15 protein-coding genes and 1 pseudogene are annotated in these 15966 nt (G+C 74.8%); 6 read left to right on the top strand and 10 right to left on the bottom strand.

The window, feature by feature from the left end; genetic code table 11:
• The 3 genes and pseudogenes from HFV08_RS18360 to HFV08_RS18350 all read left to right on the top strand — a co-directional run.
• A pseudogene (locus HFV08_RS18360) lies at window positions 1-108 on the top strand (IS5/IS1182 family transposase); the annotation flags it as partial.
• Between the two features lie 139 nt (window positions 109-247).
• Window positions 248-1177 (top strand): oxidoreductase, encoded by a 930-nt coding sequence (locus tag HFV08_RS18355; RefSeq protein ID WP_168540803.1) that lies wholly within the window; start codon window positions 248-250, stop codon window positions 1175-1177.
• A gap of 147 nt (window positions 1178-1324) precedes the next feature.
• Window positions 1325-1903 carry a hypothetical protein gene (locus tag HFV08_RS18350; protein ID WP_168540802.1) on the top strand — a complete coding sequence of 193 codons (579 nt, stop codon included), beginning with the start codon at window positions 1325-1327 and terminating at the stop codon, window positions 1901-1903.
• 95 nt (window positions 1904-1998) lie between these two features.
• Here HFV08_RS18350 and HFV08_RS18345 read toward each other — a convergent pair whose 3' ends face one another.
• The 8 genes from HFV08_RS18345 to HFV08_RS18310 all read right to left on the bottom strand — a co-directional run bounded on the left by HFV08_RS18345 (window position 1999) and on the right by HFV08_RS18310 (window position 10093).
• A complete protein-coding gene (locus HFV08_RS18345) occupies window positions 1999-2325 on the bottom strand; it encodes a hypothetical protein (RefSeq protein WP_168540801.1) in 327 nt (108 codons plus the stop codon).
• A gap of 184 nt (window positions 2326-2509) precedes the next feature.
• Window positions 2510-3286 carry an SDR family NAD(P)-dependent oxidoreductase gene (locus HFV08_RS18340; protein ID WP_168540800.1) on the bottom strand — a complete coding sequence of 259 codons (777 nt, stop codon included), beginning with the start codon at window positions 3284-3286 and terminating at the stop codon, window positions 2510-2512.
• 173 nt (window positions 3287-3459) lie between these two features.
• Window positions 3460-4044 (bottom strand): TetR/AcrR family transcriptional regulator, encoded by a 585-nt coding sequence (locus tag HFV08_RS18335; protein WP_168540799.1) that lies wholly within the window; start codon window positions 4042-4044, stop codon window positions 3460-3462.
• A 177-nt stretch (window positions 4045-4221) separates the two neighbouring features.
• Window positions 4222-4596 (bottom strand): nitrite reductase small subunit NirD, encoded by a 375-nt coding sequence (nirD, locus tag HFV08_RS18330; protein ID WP_210430444.1) that lies wholly within the window; start codon window positions 4594-4596, stop codon window positions 4222-4224.
• Entirely contained in the window at window positions 4593-7154 is a 2562-nt protein-coding gene (gene nirB, locus HFV08_RS18325; protein ID WP_246341862.1) for a nitrite reductase large subunit NirB, read from the bottom strand. Before nirB ends, nirD begins: the two co-directional genes overlap by 4 nt.
• A 112-nt stretch (window positions 7155-7266) precedes the next feature.
• A complete protein-coding gene (locus HFV08_RS18320; RefSeq protein WP_168540797.1) occupies window positions 7267-8517 on the bottom strand; it encodes an NAD(P)/FAD-dependent oxidoreductase in 1251 nt (416 codons plus the stop codon).
• Between the two features lie 166 nt (window positions 8518-8683).
• Window positions 8684-9316: a class F sortase gene (locus HFV08_RS18315; RefSeq protein ID WP_168540796.1), complete on the bottom strand. Its 633-nt coding sequence runs from the start codon at window positions 9314-9316 to the stop codon at window positions 8684-8686.
• A 243-nt stretch (window positions 9317-9559) separates the two neighbouring features.
• The gene (locus tag HFV08_RS18310) at window positions 9560-10093 is read right to left on the bottom strand and encodes a hypothetical protein (protein WP_246341836.1); all 534 of its coding nucleotides are present in this window, start codon (window positions 10091-10093) and stop codon (window positions 9560-9562) included.
• Window positions 10094-10489: 396 nt separating this feature from the next.
• Here HFV08_RS18310 and HFV08_RS18305 point away from each other — a divergent pair, with 396 nt between their 5' ends.
• The 3 genes from HFV08_RS18305 to HFV08_RS18295 all read left to right on the top strand — a co-directional run bounded on the left by HFV08_RS18305 (window position 10490) and on the right by HFV08_RS18295 (window position 12435).
• Entirely contained in the window at window positions 10490-11137 is a 648-nt protein-coding gene (locus tag HFV08_RS18305) for an NADPH-dependent FMN reductase (RefSeq protein ID WP_168540795.1), read from the top strand.
• A 474-nt stretch (window positions 11138-11611) separates the two neighbouring features.
• On the top strand, window positions 11612-12013 hold the full coding sequence (cutA, locus tag HFV08_RS18300; protein ID WP_168540794.1) for a divalent-cation tolerance protein CutA: 402 nt from the start codon (window positions 11612-11614) through the stop codon (window positions 12011-12013).
• A complete protein-coding gene (locus tag HFV08_RS18295; RefSeq protein WP_312885681.1) occupies window positions 12010-12435 on the top strand; it encodes a gamma-glutamylcyclotransferase family protein in 426 nt (141 codons plus the stop codon). Before cutA ends, HFV08_RS18295 begins: the two co-directional genes overlap by 4 nt.
• 171 nt (window positions 12436-12606) lie before the next feature.
• Here HFV08_RS18295 and HFV08_RS18290 read toward each other — a convergent pair whose 3' ends face one another.
• Together HFV08_RS18290 and HFV08_RS18285 are read right to left on the bottom strand one after the other, a co-directional pair.
• Window positions 12607-14832, bottom strand: coding sequence for a molybdopterin oxidoreductase family protein (locus HFV08_RS18290; RefSeq protein WP_168540793.1), 2226 nt, complete (start codon window positions 14830-14832; stop codon window positions 12607-12609).
• Window positions 14833-15085: 253 nt separating this feature from the next.
• Complete coding sequence (locus HFV08_RS18285; protein ID WP_312885680.1) at window positions 15086-15784, bottom strand: SanA/YdcF family protein; 699 nt, start codon at window positions 15782-15784, stop codon at window positions 15086-15088.
• Window positions 15785-15966 lie beyond the last annotated feature (182 nt).

Raw genomic sequence — 15966 nt, 5'->3', positions numbered from 1 at the left:
AACCGACTCAAGAACTCCCGCGCGGTCGCGACCCGTTACGACAAGCGGGCCTACGTCTTCCACGGCACCGTCACCGCCGCGGCCATTCGACTTTGGCTCCGCCAGTGATCCGCCGGACAGCACCTAGCTCCCGCAGGCGGCGGCCCGGTCCGGGGCGCATCCCGCCCTTTCGGCGGGTGCGGGGGCCGGACACCGTACGCTGGCCCGTACCTGCCAGGTCCTCGTCACCAGTACAAGGAGCACCGTCATGGGCTGGACCGCTTACGACATCCCCGACCAGAGCGGCCGCACGGCGGTGGTGACCGGCGCCAACAGCGGCCTCGGTCTGGTCACCGCGAGGGAGCTGGCCCGCAGGGGCGCGCGGGTGGTGCTCGCCTGCCGCAGCACCGAGCGGGGCGAGGCGGCGGTGGAGCTGATCCGCGGCGCGGTGCCCGGCGCCGAGCTGGAGCTGCGCGCCCTCGACCTCGGATCCCTGGAATCGGTACGGGAGTTCGCGGCCGGATTCGTGCGCGAGCACCAGCGGCTGGACCTGCTCGTCAACAACGCGGGCGTGATGGCGCTGCCGCATGTGCTCACCAAGGACGGCTTCGAGTCGCAGTTCGGCGTCAACCACCTCGGGCACTTCGCGCTCACCGGCCAGCTGCTCCCGCTGCTGCTCGACACCCCGGCCGCCCGGGTGATCACCGTCTCCAGCGGGCTGCACGTGCTCTCCAACATCGACATCGCCGACCTCAACAGCGAGCGCGGCTACCGCCGCTGGATCGCCTACGGCCGCTCAAAGACCGCCAACCTCCTCTTCACCCACGAACTCGCCCGCCGCCTCGCCGCCGCCGGTTCCGACGTCGTCGCGGCGGCCGCCCACCCCGGGTACGCCTCCACCAATCTGCAGACCGCCGGGGTACGGATGGAGGGCCGCAAGGCCGCGGAGCGGTTCGCCCTGCTCGGCAACCGGATCTTCGCCCAGCCCGCGGAGGACGGCGCGCTGCCCGCGCTGTTCGCGGCGACCTCGCCCGGGGTCACCCCGGACTCCTTCACCGGGCCGCGCGTGCTCCAGTGGCGCGGCGCCCCGGCCCGCTCCTGGCGCGCTCCCTGGACCCTCAACGACACCGCGGGCGAACGCCTCTGGACGGCCTCCGAGGAGCTGACCGGGGTCCACTACGGCGCGCTCAGCCTCTGAGCCCGCCCGCCGCGGACCGCGCTCCCCGGCCCCTCGTCCGTACGCTGTGCTGCGCGCCGTGCGCCTTGTGCTGCACCGGTGCCCGAGGGCCGAGACCGGTGGCCGTTCGCATTGCGGGCGGCCGGGTGCGCTTCTAGCGTCGGCGCCATGAGCGAGTCGACCGCGGGCAAACGCATCACCGAGAAGGTGTCCGACGGCGCACTGCGCGCCGCGACCGGGCGGGGCTGGGCCGACTGGTTCACCGCCCTCGACGACTGGGGAGCCGCGGCGAGAAGCCACACCGAGATCGCCCGGCATGTGCGCGAGGCGCACGGGGTCGGCGGCTGGTACGCCCAGTCGATCACCGTCGGCTACGAGCAGCAGCGCGGGCTGCGGGCCGCCGGGCAGAGCCGGGACGGCGAGTGGCAGGCGAGCGCGAGCACCACCGTCAACACCTCGGCGGCGCGCGTCATCGAGGCCTTCGCCGATCCCGGGATCCGGCGGGACTGGCTGCCCGAGGAGGGCTTCACGCTGCGCACCCACCGGCCCGCCCGCTCGGTCACCGCCGACTTCGAGGACGCCTTCGGTGGAGTGAGCCGTATCGAGGTGCGGCTGACCGCCGTCACCGGGCAGAAGACCCGGCTCGGCGTGGGCCACAGCCGCCTGCCCGGGGTGGAGGCGGTCGCCACCTACAAGGAGTTCTGGCGGGAGCGGCTCGGCGTGCTGAAGGCGCTCCTGGAGTCCTGAGGCACTCCTGGACTCCTGAGGTGTTCCTGGAGTCCTGAGGCGCCCGACGGCCGCTGCTCGCCGTCGGGCGCCGGACACCGCCGGGCGGCCGCCGGTCAGTCGTCGCAGTCGTCCCCGCCGCCGGAGGAGTGGTGGCCGCCCGAGCCCCGGCCGCCCTTCCCGCCGCCCCGGCCGCCCTTGCCGACGACGGAGTCGTCCGGGTGGCTCTGCGCCACCACGACCGCCCCGGCCGGGGCCGCCTTGTCGCAGTCCTTGTCCTTGTCGCAGCCGGTCGTGCCGAGGGTGGCGAGCAGCAGGCACCCGGCCGCGGCGGTCGCGCGCAGACCGGTCCTCGCGAGGTTCGCGCTCTTCGCGGTGGCCGGGCCCTTCGCGGTGTTCGCGGCGTTCGTCTTGCCGGTCGTGAGCGTCGTCAGGGTCTTCATGGGTAGCAACTCCGTTGCCAGTGGGGACGGTTGGCGGACATCAACCGGTACCCCGCAGGCCCTCCGGATAACGCCCCGAGGGGCAGACGCCCGGTCGAGGGCCGCCGGTTCCCCGCACCGCCGGGCGGCTCGGAAGGCCCGGGACCGGGGGCGCCGGGCGGAACCGGCGCTCCCCGGTCGGTGCTCAGGCCGCCGCGCCGCCGTCGATCACCAGGTCCGAGCCCGCCACCGAGGCGGCCTCCTCGGAGGCGAGGTAGAGGACGGCCGCGGCGACCTCCGCCGTCGTGGAGACCCGGCCCAGCGGCGACTCCTCCTTCATCCGGGCGGCCCGCTCGGCCTCGCCCTCCCCGGGCCGCAACGACATCGCGGTGGCGCTCGGGCCCGGGCTGACCGTGTTGATACGGACGCCCTCGGCGAGGTGTTCGCGGGCCGCGCCCCGGGTCAGCGCCGAGACCGCGGCCTTGGTGGCGCCGTAGGCGGCGGTGCCGGGGTGGCTGAGGTGGGCGCCCAGGTTGGAGCCGATGGTGACGATGGCGCCGCCCTCCGGCTGGGTCCGCATCCGGCGGATCTCGGCCTGGAGGCAGTTCAGTACCCCGGTGACATTGGTGGCGAGGAGCAACTGCCAGTCCTCGGCAGTCAGTTCGGTGAGCGGGCCGCCGCGGAAGACGCCCGCGTTGTTCACCGCGACATCCAGCGAGCCGAAGTACCGCACGGCCGCCGCGACGGCCTCCCGCATCTCCTCGGCCCGTGTCACGTCCGCGAGTTGGGCCCGGGCGGTGCCGCCCGCCTCCGCCACGAGGGCGACGGTCTCCGCCAGTGCCTCGGGGGAGCGCCCGGTGACGAGCACCGAGGCCCCCTCGGCGGCCAGCGCGAGCGCGACGGCCCGCCCGATCCCGGAACCGCCCCCGGTGACCAGGGCGCTGCGGGAGGCGAAACGGGCCCGGGACTGCTGCTGTGACATGGATGAACTCCTCTGTGGCGGGGCGGACTTGGGAGGGAGGGGAGGGAGGGGAGGAGCAGCGGGGGCAGTCCTCCCGCGCCTTCAGCAACTTGACCGATCGTTCTGTTATGCGGGCAGGGATGGCGAACTCCGTGGCGCGAAAGGCGCTTTCCCGTCTCCGGGCGGGCGCGGGATCAGCTCAGGAGTCTGCGGGCCTGTGCGGCGGCGTCCCGTACCCGGGCAGGGTCGCCGGAGGCCTTGCCGACCACGCGCATGCCCTGGAGCAGGACGAGCAGCAGGCGTGCGAGGGCGCCCGGGTCGGCGTCCTCGTCCAACTCGCCGCCCGCGCGGGCGCGTTCCAGGGCCGCGTGCAGCAGGGTCTCCAGCTGGGCCCAGCTGGCCTCGACCCGGCGGGCCGCGCCCCGGTCGTGCGGGGCGAGCTCGACCGCCGTGTTGGTGATGAAGCAGCCTTGGCCGCGGCTGTGTTCGGCGGTGGCCTCGGCGGCGAAGCGCTCCACGAGGGCGTGCACGGCGGGCAGCGCGGGGCCCGGCCGGGACAGGGTGGCGAGCAACTGCGGTTCGTGCAGCTCGCCGTAGCGTTCCAGGGCCTTCAGGTACAGCTCGCGCTTGCCGCCGAAGGTGGCGTAGATACTGGCGCGCCCGATGCCCAGGTGGTCCACCAGATCGGCCATCGAGGTCGCCTCGTACCCGCGCTGCCAGAACAGGTCGAGGGCCGAGCGGAGGGCGGCGTCCGGATCGAAGGACTTGGTTCGGCTCACGCGGCAGAGCCTAGGTTTTCTGGAACGATCGGTCAAACAGGGGAGGGCGGGCGCTCACCGAGGCGAACGCCCGCCCCCGCAGGGGCAGTTCAGGCAGGCACGGTTCCCACGGCCCGTACCGCTCGGTCGGCCCGTACCGCTCGGCTGGTCCGTACCCGCTGAACTGGTCCGTACGGTTCAGACGGTCCGCACCGCGTACACCGGCACCCGCACCGACTCGTCGTCCAGGCAGCGGCCGTCGGCCAGGTCGAAGCGCTGCTTGAGCAGCGGGGAGCAGACGTACGGGCGGCCCCCGGCCGAGCCGGTGAGTCCGCGGGAGAGGACCGCGGCGCCGGTGAACGGGTCCCGGTTGCCGATCGCGTGCACCCGGCCCTCGTGGTCCAGGAAGAGCGCGGCCTGGGTGCCGTCGGGCAGCAGTACCGCGACACCGCGGCCGGGGAGCAGCCCGTCCAGCGTGCAGACGGTGACCCAGTCGGCGGGCCCGTCCTCCCCGTCGCCCGGGCGCAGTTGGACCTGTGCGGTGGCCGCGGGGGCCTCGGTCACGGTGCTCATACGCGCGCACTTCCTTCCAGGGAGGCTTCGGGGCGGCGGCCGCCGATGCTCAGGAGCGGCAGCTCGGGCTTGATCTGATCGCGCTCGGGCACGAACCGCACGGTGGGATCGGGGGTGTCGGGGGCGTTGACGAAGGAGACGAAGCGGGCCAGGCGCTCCGGATCGTCCAGGGTCTCGGCCCACTCGTCGCGGTAGTGCGCGATGTGCGCGGCCATCAGGGACTCCAACTGCCCGCAGATTCCCAGGGAGTCGTGCACCACCACGTCCTGGACGTGGGCGAGGCCGCCGTCGATCCGCTCCAGCCAGCTCGCGGTGCGCTCAAGGGGCTCCGCGGTGCGGATGTAGAACATCAGGAACCGGTCGATCAGGCGCACCAGTTCGGCGTCCGAGAGGTCCTTGGCGAGCAGGTCGGCGTGGCGCGGGGTGGCGCCGCCGTTGCCGCCGACGTAGAGGTTCCAGCCGCTGGAGGTGGCGATGACGCCGAAGTCCTTCGACTGGGCCTCGGCGCACTCCCGGGCGCAGCCGGAGACCGCCGACTTCAGTTTGTGCGGGGAGCGCAGCCCCCGGTAGCGCAGCTCCAGGTCGATCGCCATCCGCACCGAGTCCTGCACCCCGTAGCGGCACCAGGTCGAGCCCACACAGGACTTCACCGTGCGCAGCGACTTGCCGTAGGCGTGCCCGGACTCGAATCCGGCGTCGACCAGGCGGGACCAGATCACCGGCAGCTGCTCGACCCGGGCGCCGAACATGTCGATCCGCTGACCGCCGGTGATCTTCGTGTAGAGGCCGAAGTCCCGGGCTATCTCGCCGATCACGATGAGCTTCTCGGGGGTGATCTCCCCGCCGGGGATGCGCGGCACCACCGAATAGGAGCCGTTCTTCTGCAAGTTGGCGAGGAAGTGGTCGTTGGTGTCCTGGAGCGCGGCCTGTTCACCGTCGAGCACGTAGCCGCTGGCGCCGACCGCCGGGGCGAGCGAGGCGATCAGGGAGGCGACCACCGGCTTGCAGACCTCGCAGCCCTCGCCCCGCCGGGCCTCCTCGCGGCCGTGCCCGTCCAGGAGTTCGCGGTACGAGGTCACGCCGAGGGCGAGCACGATCTCGTACAGCTCCTGGCGGGTCCGGTCGAAGCAGCGGCACAGGCCCTTGTCGACCTCGACGCCGCCGGCCTCCAGTTCGGCGGTGACCAGCTGGCCGAGCGCCTTGACGCAACTGCCGCAGCCGGTACCGGCCTTGGTGCACTTCTTGACCTCGGGCACGGTGGTGCAGGAGTGCGCGGTGACCGCCTCGCGGATGCTGCCCTTGCTGACGTTGTGGCAGGAGCAGATCACCGCCGAGTCCGGCAGCGCCCCGGGGCCGAGCGGGGCCGCGTCGCCCGCCCCGGCAGGCAGCACCAGCTGCTCGGGGTCGACGGGCGGCACCGAACCGGTCAGCGGGCGCAGCGTGCCGTAGGCCTCGGCGTCGCCGACCAGGACGCCGCCGAGCAGGGTGCCGTCGGCGGAGACGACCAGCTTCTTGTACACCCCGGTACGGGAGTTGGCGTAGACGACGTCCAGGCAGTCCCCGGCGGCGCCGTGCGCGTCGCCGAAGGAGGCCACGTCCACGCCGAGCAGCTTCAGCTTGGTCGAGGTGTCCGCCCCGGTGAAGGCGAGCGGTGCCTCCTCGGCGGCGAGGGCGGAGGCGACGGTCTCCGCCATCTCGTACCCCGGGGCGACCAGTCCGTAGACGCGGCCGTCGCTGGCGAGCGCGCACTCGCCGATGGCGTAGACGTGCGGGTCCTCGGTGCGGCAGCTCTCGTCCACCGCGATGCCGCCGCGCTCGCCGACCGGCAGTCCGCAGTCCCGGGCGAGCTGGTCGCGGGGGCGCACCCCGGCGGAGAACACCACCAGATCGGCGGCGAGTTCACCGCCGTCGGAGAGCTTCATGCCCCGCACCCGGCCGTCCTCGCCGGTCAGCACCTCCTGGGTGCCCACGCCGGTGTGCACCGCCAGGCCCATCCCCTCGACGGTGCGCAGCAGCGCGGCCCCGCCGCCCTCGTCCACCTGCACCGGCATCAGCCGCGGCGCGAACTCCACGATGTGCGAGGTCAGTCCGAGCCCTTTCAGCGCCCCCGCCGCCTCCAGGCCGAGCAGCCCGCCGCCGACCACCGCACCGGTGGTGGCGTGCCTGCCCGCGTACTCCTCGATCGCGAGCAGGTCCTCGATGGTGCGGTAGACGAAGCAGCCCTCCGCGTCCCTGCCGGGCACCGGCGGCACGAAGGGGTACGAGCCGGTGGCGAGCACCAGGGTGTCGTAGGACAGGCGCAGGCCCGAGCGGGCGGTGACCGTCCGCGCCTCGCGGTCGACGGACTCGGCCGGGTCGCCCAGGTGCAGTTCGATGCCGTGCCGCGCCATGAACCCGGCCTCGGTGAGCGAGAGTTCCTCGGGGCTGCGGCCGCTGAAGTACGAGGTGAGCCGGACCCGGTCGTAGGCGGGCCGGGGCTCCTCGCAGAGCACCACCACCCGGTGCCGCGCGGTCAGTCCGCGCTCGGCGAGCGCTTCGAGGAACCGCTGGCCGACCATGCCGTGGCCGACGAGCACCAGGGTGGGCCGCGCCGCGGACTCGGCGGGGCCGCCCGCCCCGGTCGCCGCGCGGGTCTCGGTCGTCTCGGTGGTCGCGGTGTTCGCCGCCATGTCAGGAACCTCCGTCAGGGGTGAGCAGATGGAGCAGCGGGGCCTCGCTCTCCGCGGGAAGGGGCTCCTCGCCCTCCCAGACGCGGGCCAGCGCGCCGACCGCGGAGAGTTCGCCGAGCAGCACCCCGCCGACGAGCCGGTCGCCGCGGACGACGACCTTGCGGAAGGTGCCGCGGGTGGCGTCGCCGATCTGGACGACGTCGTCGCCCGGCAGCGGCTCGGTCCGCCCGAACACCGCCAGATCCAGGGGGTCCTGGCCGCCCGGCGCCAGCGTCAGCCGGGTCAGCGCCCGGGTGCCGCGGTAGCGGACCGGCGGCCCGGAGCCGGCCAGGGTGCGGGCCAGCGCCTCGGCCTGTTCGAGCGCGGGGGCGGCGAGCCCGTAGACCCGGCCCTCGTGCTCGGCGCAGTCGCCGATGGCGTGGACACGCGGATCGCCGGTGCGCAGGGCGCCGTCGACGAGGACGCCTTCGCGGACGTCGAGCCCCGCCTCGGCGGCGAGCCCGGTGCGCGGCCGCACCCCGCAGGCCAGCACCAGCAGGTCGGTGCCCAGGTGGTAGCCGTCGGCCAGTTCGGTCCGTACGACCTGCCCGTCCCGTACGCCGATCCCGCGCACCCGGCACTCGGTGTGCACCTCGATGCCCGCCCCGGTCAGGTTCCGGTGCACCAACTGCGAGGACTGTGCGTCGAGTTGACGTTCCATCAGCCGCTCGGACTGCTGGACCAGGACCACGTGGGCGCCGCGCCGGGCCAGCGCGCGCGCCGCCGAGACACCGAGCAGTCCGCCGCCGACGACCACCGCCCGCAGCCCCGGCCGCACCGCCGCCGACAGGGCCAGGCAGTCGTCCATGGTGCGGAAGGCGTGCACCCCCGCGGGCAGTTCGGTGGCGCCGGGGGTGAGCAGTCCGCGCAGCGGCGGGAGCACCGGGTTGGAGCCGGTGGCCAGGACCAGGTGGTCGTAGTCGACCCGGGTGCCGTCGGCGCAGTGCACCGTCCGCGCGGACCGGTCGATGCGCTCGGCCTTGACCCGCAGCTGCCGTCCGGCGGGCGCGGGCAGCGCCACCACCTCGGGCGCGAGCCGCCCGGCGAGCACCTCGGCGAGCAGCACCCTGTTGTACGGGGGGTGCTGCTCCTCGCCGAGCAGCGTCACCCGGGCGGCCGGGACGCCGGCTGTGCCGAGTTCGCCGAGGCGCTGGGCGAGACGGGCGCCCGCGAGCCCGGCGCCGATCACCACCACACGCTTTTCCGAGGTCATGCCGCTCAGCGTGTGGTGCCGGTGTTACCCGTCGGGTTCCCTCCTGTTTCCCGTGCGGAACGCTGCGCTCAGCGCGGGGGAGGGGACGGTGTGAGGCCGCCGGAACGGGGCGTGAGCTGGTGTTCCGCGGTGGAGGACGCCCCGGGCCGGGTCCGTCGGGGCGGGCTCAGCGCCTCGGGCGGGCGGCGGTCAGATGGGCGAAGACCACGACGTTCCCGCGGTAGCCGGTGCGCTCGGACCAGCCGCCCCCGCAGGTGATCACCCGCAGCTCGGGCCGGGCGGCCGGACCGTAGACCTTCTCGTCCGGGAAGTCCCGGCTGGAGTAGACCGCCACCGCGTCGACCGTGAACACCGCCGTGTTCCCGTCCGCCCGGTCCACCTCGATCCGGTCCCCGTGCCGCAGCGCGCCGAGCCGGTAGAAGACGGCCGGGCCGCGCGCGTTGTCGACATGGCCCGCGACGATCGCGGTGCCCGGCTCCCCGGGCGTGGTCCCGCGCTCGTACCAGCCCGCCAGGTTCTTCCGCTCCGGCGGCGGCACGTCGAGGCTGCCCGACCTGGTCAGGCCGAGGCCGGTCAGCGGCGCGTCCACCCGGATCGACGGCACCCGGATCCGCTCGGGCACCGAGGCCGCGAGCCCGGCGGCCTCCCGGCTGCCCGCACCGGGCCGTGCGGGCGCGGCCTGCGCGGCACTCGGCTGGGGCGGCCCCTCACCGCTGGTCCCGCTGTGCACCAGCCAGGCACCCGAACAGAGCGCGAGCACGCTGACCAGGGCTATGGAGCGGTTGCTGATGCGGTGCATGGGGTGGGCTCTCTGTCTGCGGGGGCGTCCGCCTGGGTCTCTGTCCGGGTTCCGGTCGCGATTTAGGTCGCAGTTTCCGTCCGGGCTTCTGGCGGGGTTTCTGGCGGCGCGTATCCGGGTCGGGCCGGGCTTCGGCGGAGGTGGGGACGGGATGGGGCGGTGAGGTCGGGGTGCGGCTGTGGCGCCGGCCCGGCTGGCGCCGGGAGGTCCGAGGGGTATGGGTGTCGGGTGTCCGCGAGGCCGTCAGATTCCGGTGGCCTGTGCCCGGCGGTGCAGCAGCCAGGTGCCGCCCGCGGCGGCGACGGCCAGCGCCGCCACGCCCGCCGTGGTCTGCACCGGGTCCGGTCCGAGGGCGCCGCCGACCCCGGACTGCACATGTCCGCGCGGGTGCACCGCCTCGCCCGCGCCCGCGAGGGAGAGGACCAGGTCACCGCTGGCCTCGGCGCCGCTCGGGCAGCTCGCGCGGATCTCGTACGTACCCGGCTGCGCGGAGGCCGGTACCTGGAACTGCCCGATCACCTCCTCCTCGTGCGCGCTCGGGGCCAGCGTGAAGGCTCCGGCGCCCACGGCGCTCGCGTCCCCGTCGGCGGCGCCGTCCTCGGCGCAGGCGGCGGTATTCACGGTGACCGTGGCGCCGGGTTCGGCGGTGGCGGGGTAGACCCGCAGCCCCGGGCCTTCGGCCGCCCGGGCGGGAGCGGCGGCGAGCCCCGCCGTGACCGAGAGGCCCGCCGCACCCAGGGCGAGGGCGGCGGGTGCCAGCATCCGGACTTGGCGCATGGTGCTTGCTCCTCCGAGAGGGCCCGCCCGGCGGCACGGAGGTGTGCCAGTGCGTCCGGTCGCGCCCCGCCCTCCGAGATAACCGGCGCCCCGGCGGCCACGCCTCCTGAGCGGGCGTCAGCACCCCTTGTTCCGCAGGGTTCCTGACGCCGCGAAAGGTGTGTTCCGCCTGGTCATACGGGTACGGGGTAGTCCGCTCCGGTGGCCTGGGGGCGCGGGGGTGAACGGGTGATCCGCGGCGGGGCGGGGTGGGATGACGAGGCGCGGGGGTGGCTGCCCGTGGTGCGGATCCGGGTGGGGCCCCGCGCGGGTCCGGTGCGGGTCCCCGTGCGGCTTCCGGCGGCGGTTGCGGTGAGGGCTTGACCTGAAGCTTGCTTGAGGTACGAGGCTCGGGTCATGAACACCGATCACACCGTTTCCGGTGCCACCACGACGTCCCCCGCCCCTTCGGCCGCCGAGACCGCCGCCCCCGCGCCGGTCCGGCTGACCCTGATCCTCGGCAGTGACCGGGACGGCCGCTTCGGGCCCACGATCGCCGCCTGGCTGCTCGACCAGTTCGAGGCGCGGCCCGATATCGAGGTCGAACTGCTCGACGTGGCCGACGCGCAGCTGCCCGCCGCCTCCTCGGGGCCCTCGGCCGAGGTCGCGGCACGCCTGGACCGGGCCACCGCCAAGCTCGCCGGGGCCGACGCCTTCCTGGTGCTCACACCCGAGTACAACCACTCCTATCCGGCGGGCCTCAAGGGCCTGATCGACCGCCACTTCGGCGAATGGCAGGCCAAGCCGGTCGGCTTCGTCTCCTACGGCGGGATCTCGGGCGGCCTGCGCGCCGTCGAACACCTGCGGCAGGTCTTCGCCGAACTGCACGCCGTCACCGTCCGCGACACCGTCTCCTTCCACTGGGCCCACGGCCAGTTCGACGAGCAGGGCACCCTGCGCGAACCGGCCGAGGCGGAGGCCGCCACCAAGACGATGCTCGACCAGGTCGTCTGGTGGGCCCTCGCCCTCCGCGAGGCCAAGACGGTCCGGCCGTACGGGGGTTGAGGTCCCTGGGGGCGAGTGCGTTCGCCTGTACGGGGGTTGAGCTTCCCGGGTGGGAAGTGGGTCCGTTTGTAGGGAGGTTGAGCTTCCGGGGTGGGGAGTGGGTCTGCCCGTACGGAAGTTGAGGTTTCCGGGCAAGGGAGTGGGGCGGGCCCATACCGAGATCGACGGCTGTGGGCAGGGGAGTTGGGCCCGCCGGTGCGCGGGGCGGGTTCCGCTTCCGTGCGGGAGGTGGGGAGGCGGGCCTCACTCCCGTAACCGTCCCGCCCGTCCTGCCCGTCCTGACGGGAGTGGGGGTCCGCCCCCGTGCCGGACCCGGCCCCCGCCCGTCGGCCCCGTCGGTCCCGTCCCGTCCCGTGCCTTCGACTCCGCGGGGCGGGTGCGTGGCATGCTCGCTGTCGCCACGGGCCGTGCGCGCCGGGCCCGGGCGCGGACACCGTTCCGGCGCGCACCGCCCCGCAGCGTGGAGGGACCCCCATGACCCCGGCCGACCAGCCCGCCCCCGGACCCGCCGAGCCCGGGAGCGCCGCCCCCGCCGACCCCGGGGGAGCCGGTGCTCCCGCGGACTGGCTGACGGTGCTCACCACGACCGACGCGGCCGAGAAGGCGGGGCTTCTCGCCGACGGCGCCGTGGAGTTGAGGCTCGCGGCCTGCGCCCAGATCAACGGTCCGGTGACCTCCGTCTACCGGTGGGAGGGCCTGGTCGAACACGCCTCGGAGTGGCAGGTGCTCTTCAAGACGACCGGCGCCCGCTACCCGGCCCTGGAGAGCTGGCTCACCGAGGCCCACGACTACGAGAACCCGGAGATCATCGCCACCCCGGTGGTCCGCGGCAGCGCCGCCTATCTCGACTGGCTGGCGCGGGAGACCCGCGGGTGAGCACCCCGCTGCCCTTCTTCGTCTACGGCACCCTGCGCCCCGGCGCCCGCAACCACGCGGCACTCCTGTCCGGCCGTACCGAGGAGGAGGCCCCCGCGGTCCTCACCGGTGCCGTCCTCTATGAGGGCCCCGGCTTCCCGTACCTGGTGGAGAGCGGCAGCGAGGAGGACACCGTCCACGGTGAACTCCTCACCCCGCGCGCCGAGTTGTACGAGGCCGTGGCCCGCGACCTGGACCGCCTTGAGGGGTACGTCCCGGGCGGCCCGGCGAACCACTACGACCGCGTCCGCCGCGAGGTGCGCCGGTCCGACGGGGGCCGGGCGGCCGCCTGGGTCTATGTCGCGGCGGGGCGGCTCGCGCTCTCGCTCGCGGAGCGCGGCAGGCGGATCGAAGGCGGCGACTGGTCCGGCCGGACTGGTTAGTCGTGGCGGTTCGGGAGTCTCCGCGGGGCGGGCGAGGGGCGGGACCCTCCGGGCCCGGCCTGAGCACCCGGATCTGCCGCGGCCGCTGTCCGGGCCCCGGCCTTGTCCCGGTCTCGGCCCCGGCCCTGGCCCGGGTTTCGGTCCCGGACCCGATCCTCGCCCCGTCCCCGCTCAGCCGGTTGCGCGTTCCACGCGGACCGCGCACACCTTGAACTCGGGCATCCGCGAGGTCGGGTCGAGCGCCGGGTTGGTGACCGAGTTGGCCCGGCCCGCGCCGGGCCAGTGGAAGGGCATGAAGACCGTGTCCTGCCGGATGTCCGCGCTCACCCGGGCCGGGGCGACCGCCCGGCCGCGCCGGGAGACCACCGCCACCTCCTCGCCCTCGGCGATGCCGAGGCGTGCGGCGAGCCGCGGGTGCAGCTGGACGAAGGATCCGGGGGCCGCCGCGTTCAGCTCGTCGACGCGCCGGGTCTGCGCCCCCGACTGGTACTGCGCGAGCACCCGCCCGGTGGTCAGGAAGACCGGGTACTCCTCGTCCGGCTCCTCGGCGGAGGGCCGGTGCGAGACCGGCACGAAGCGGGCCCGCCCGTCCTCGGTGGCGAAACGGTCGAGGAAGAGCCGCGGCGTACCGGGGTGCGGCCGGGCGTCCCTTCCCGAGGGTCGACCGGGACGCCCTTCACTGCCGGTTCCGTCGCTGCCGACCCCGGCATCCCCGCGGTCGGCACCACCCTCCCCGTCCCCCGTGTCCTCCCCCTCCGGGCAGGGCCAGTGCACGCCCTGTTCCTCGATCAGGCGGCGGTAGCTGATGCCGGAGTAGTCCGCTGGGCCGCCCGCGCTCGCGCGGCGGAGTTCGCCGAAGACCTCCTCCGGGTCGGTGGGGAAGCCCTTCTCCACGCCGAGCCGCTCCGCGAGGGCGGAGAGTACGTACAGGTCGCTGCGCACCCCCTCCGGAGGGTCCAGCGCCCGGCGGCGCAGCAGGACCCTGCCCTCCAGGTTGGTGACGGTGCCGGTCTCCTCCGCCCACTGCGTCACCGGCAGCACCACATCGGCGAGCGCGGCGGTCTCGGAGAGGACCACGTCCGCCACCGCGAGGAAGTCGAGGGCCCGCAGCCGCTCCTCGATGTGCCCGGCCCGCGGGGCGGAGACCACCGGGTTGGAGCCCATCAGGAGCAGGGAGCGGATGTCCCCGCCGAGCGCTTCGAGCAGTTCGTAGGCGCTGCGCCCGGGGCCGGGCAGGCTCTCCGGCGCCACGCCCCAGACACGGGCGACATGCTCCCTGGCCGCGGGGTCGGTCAGCTTGCGGTAGCCCGGCAGCTGGTCCGCCTTCTGGCCGTGCTCCCGGCCGCCCTGGCCGTTGCCCTGGCCGGTGAGGCAGCCGTACCCGGAGAGCGGCCGGCCCGCGCGGCCGGTCGCCAGGCACAGGTTGATCCAGGCGCCGACCGTGTCGGTGCCCTTGGCCTGCTGCTCGGGCCCGCGCGCGGTGAGCACCATCGCGGACTCCGCCTCGCAGAACAGCTCCGCCGCCTCGCGCAGCCGCGGCAGCGGCACCCCGGTGATCCGCTCCACGTACTCCGGCCAGTGCGCCATCGCCCCGGCCCGCGCCTCGGCCCAGCCGCGGGTGCGCGCGCGGATGAACTCCTCGTCGGTGCGCCCCTCGGCGACGACCAGGTGCAGCAGTCCGAGGGCGAGCGCCAGGTCGGTGCCGGGCCGGGGTGCCAGGTGCAGGTCGGCCGCTTGTGCGGTGCGGGTGCGCCGCGGGTCGACGACGATCAGTTTTCCGCCGTTCTCGCGCAGTTCGGTGAGGTAGCGCAGGGCGGGCGGCATGGTCTCGGCGAGATTGGAGCCGACCAGGATCAGGCAGCCGGTACGGGAGACGTCCGCCAGCGGGAAGGGCAGCCCGCGGTCGAGACCGAAGGCCCGCTGGTGGGCCGCGGCCGCCGAGGACATGCAGAACCGGCCGTTGTAGTCGATCTGCGAGGTGCCGAGCACCACCCGCGCGAACTTGCCCAGCGCGTACGCCTTCTCGTTGGTCAGCCCGCCCCCGCCGAACACCCCGACGGCGTCCGCGCCGTGCTCCCGCCGGGTGCGCCGGAGCCCCTCGGCGATCCGGTCGAGCGCCTGCTCCCAGCTCGCCGGTACCAGGGCGCCCGAGGCGGCGTCCCGTACCAGCGGGCCGGTCAACCGGCGCCCGGGGGAGAGCAGTTCGGGTGCCGTGCGCCCCTTTCCGCAGAGCGCCCCCCGGTTCACCGGGAACTCCGGCCGCTCCACCACCTCCACCGACCCCGCACCCCGGGCGCGCAGCCCCATGCCGCATTGCAGCGCGCAGTACGGGCAGTGGGTGGGCGTCACCGCGGGGGTGCCCTCGCCGGGGGCCGCGGCTGTCGGAGCGGAGTGCATGCCCGCCAGCCTGCGGCGCGGGTGTTACGCCGCCCGGCCCCGCCCGGTTACGCGCCGGGCAAGGGCACCTCTCAGCCCGGCCGGACGGGCAGTGAGACCCGAGCCGGATCGCCCGGACCGGCGATGGGACCTGAGCCGGATCGCCCGGACCGGCGGAGGGACCTGGGCCGGACCGGCGCACGGAATCCCCGCCCGGCCGCCGCACGGCATCCCAGCCCGGCCATCGGACGGAACCGCACCCGGCACCCCCGGCTCACTCCGCCCGCGCCAGCGCCTGGGCCACTCCCTTCTCCCGGGGCCCGAGGAAGTGCGGGTCCGGGCGGAACACCGCGTCCACGGCCGCCTTGCCCGCGGCGAACAGCTCCCTGGTGGCGCCGTAGTACCAGGTGAGGTCGTGCCGGTCCTCGACGCCCACGCCGTAGGCCGTCACCCCCGCCGACTCGCAGAGGGCGACGGCCCGGCGTATGTGGAAGGCCTGGCTGATGAGCACGGCCCGGTCGACGCCGAAGACCCGGTGGGCGCGGGCGCAGGAGTCCCAGGTGTCGAAGCCCGCGTAGTCGCTGACGATCCGCTCGTCGGGGACGCCGTGCCGGGTGAGGTAGGCGCGCATCGCGTCCGGCTCGTCATAGGAGGCGCGGCTGTTGTCCCCGGTGACCAGGACCACCTTGATCCGGCCGCGGCGGTACAGCTCGGCCGCCGTGTCGAGCCGGTGCGCCAGATAGCGCGAGGGCCTGCCCTCCTGGAGCCCGGCGCCGAAGACCACCGCCACCTCGGTGCGGGGCACCTCCGCAGTTGAACGGAGCCGGTCCCCGGTGGTGAGGAAGAGCCAGCCCGGCGGCAGCAGGACGAGCACGCACAGCCCGACGAGGATCCGCACCGCCCGGCGCTGCCCGGCCCGGGTCCGCGGCAGCCCGAGGCGCCCCCGCCCCCGCGCCCACCAGGGACTTCGCACCCCGGCAGCCTCCGGCCCGCCCTCGGTCGCCGCCGCCCGCGGGCGCGCCCCGCCCCCGCCGGGCCGCTCCCCGTACCGCGTCCTCCGTCGGAATCGCCCGCCGCCGCTGAACCCCCGCATGGCACCCCCGTGCACCCCGCTCTGGACCGGCCCAAGTAGCCAGGTCCAAGCTTGTGACCCCA

The sequence above is a fragment of the Streptomyces physcomitrii genome (genome assembly GCF_012273655.1).
In the GTDB taxonomy this organism is placed as follows: domain Bacteria; phylum Actinomycetota; class Actinomycetes; order Streptomycetales; family Streptomycetaceae; genus Streptomyces; species Streptomyces physcomitrii.
This window is presented reverse-complemented; position numbering and strand designations above follow the sequence as displayed.

Bases quoted from the DNA above. Each gene is read 5' to 3' on its own strand.
- HFV08_RS18355 (WP_168540803.1), top strand. From the start codon at position 248: ATGGGCTGGACCGCTTACGACATCCCCGACCAGAGCGGCCGCACGGCG.
- HFV08_RS18350 (WP_168540802.1), top strand. From the start codon at position 1,325: ATGAGCGAGTCGACCGCGGGCAAACGCATCACCGAGAAGGTGTCCGAC.
- HFV08_RS18345 (WP_168540801.1), bottom strand. From the start codon at position 2,325: ATGAAGACCCTGACGACGCTCACGACCGGCAAGACGAACGCCGCGAAC.
- HFV08_RS18340 (WP_168540800.1), bottom strand. From the start codon at position 3,286: ATGTCACAGCAGCAGTCCCGGGCCCGTTTCGCCTCCCGCAGCGCCCTG.
- nirD (WP_210430444.1), bottom strand. From the start codon at position 4,596: ATGAGCACCGTGACCGAGGCCCCCGCGGCCACCGCACAGGTCCAACTG.
- nirB (WP_246341862.1), bottom strand. From the start codon at position 7,154: ATGGTCGGCCAGCGGTTCCTCGAAGCGCTCGCCGAGCGCGGACTGACC.
- HFV08_RS18320 (WP_168540797.1), bottom strand. From the start codon at position 8,517: ATGACCTCGGAAAAGCGTGTGGTGGTGATCGGCGCCGGGCTCGCGGGC.
- HFV08_RS18315 (WP_168540796.1), bottom strand. From the start codon at position 9,316: ATGCACCGCATCAGCAACCGCTCCATAGCCCTGGTCAGCGTGCTCGCG.
- HFV08_RS18310 (WP_246341836.1), bottom strand. From the start codon at position 10,093: ATGCGCCAAGTCCGGATGCTGGCACCCGCCGCCCTCGCCCTGGGTGCG.
- HFV08_RS18305 (WP_168540795.1), top strand. From the start codon at position 10,490: ATGAACACCGATCACACCGTTTCCGGTGCCACCACGACGTCCCCCGCC.
- cutA (WP_168540794.1), top strand. From the start codon at position 11,612: ATGACCCCGGCCGACCAGCCCGCCCCCGGACCCGCCGAGCCCGGGAGC.
- HFV08_RS18290 (WP_168540793.1), bottom strand. From the start codon at position 14,832: ATGCACTCCGCTCCGACAGCCGCGGCCCCCGGCGAGGGCACCCCCGCG.